The 926-nt window shown below is 48.6% G+C and carries 1 protein-coding gene; it reads left to right on the forward strand.

Annotated features, from left to right (window positions below):
• The coding region (locus tag HFP08_RS28885; RefSeq protein ID WP_168124082.1) for an IS1380 family transposase at nt 1-926 on the forward strand (926 nt) is incomplete at both ends.

Below are 926 nucleotides of genomic sequence, written 5' to 3' on the forward strand. Positions count from 1 at the left end.
GGCGAACACACGCTCATCCCACTGGACATTGATGTATCGCCTTTCGATAACTCCGGTACAAAAAAAGAAGGCGTTGCACTCACGTATAAGGGAACCTTCGGCTTCGCACCGATTTTCTCTTACCTTGGAAATGAGGGCTACGGCGTGAATCTACAGCTTCGTGAGGGCAGTACGCATAGTCAAAAGGACGGTGCTGATTACCTGCGCGAAAGTATTCATTACGCCCGACGCATAACGAGTAACCGTCTTCTTGTTCGAATGGATTCTGCTCATGACAGCATGGAAAATCTGCAGGTGTGCCACGCTGAGAAAGAGGTTGACTACATCATTAAAGTTAATCTGCGAGGCACCCCAAAAGAAAGCTGGCTGCAGATCGCAGAAGAGAAAGGTATGAAATGTGAACAGCGTCCCGGCAAAACGGAATACATCGGCTTCATTGCCTTTCCACAGAAAGGGTTCGAAAGTAATCTGCGTCAAGTGTTTCAAGTGATTGTTCGCAGTATTGACCGAGAAGGACAAATCCTCTTGTTTCCGGAAATAGAGGTAAACGTGTTCTGGACATCTCTTACCTGCTCGCCACGGCGCGTCATTGAGCTGTATCGCGATCACGCCACAAGTGAGCAATTTCATAGTGAACTCAAGACTGATCTGGATTTGGAGCGATTACCCGCAGGTAAATTCGATACCAATGAATTGATCTTGCACGCTGGCGTATTTGCCTACAATTTACTCCGCATTATGGGGCAGGAAAGCTTGCGTGAAGACGATGCGCCGATCCGCGGGGGCGTTAAGCGTCGCCGTATTCGTACCGTCATCCAAAACATTGTCTACATCGCAGCCAGAGTAAGCCGACACGCTCGAAAAACGACATTTAATTTCGGGCGCTACAGTCCATGGTTTCAAACTGTACGGCGAATCTACCAAGC

It is taken from the genome of Paenibacillus sp. HB172176 (genome assembly GCF_011947265.1).
GTDB lineage: Bacteria > Bacillota > Bacilli > Paenibacillales > Paenibacillaceae > Pristimantibacillus.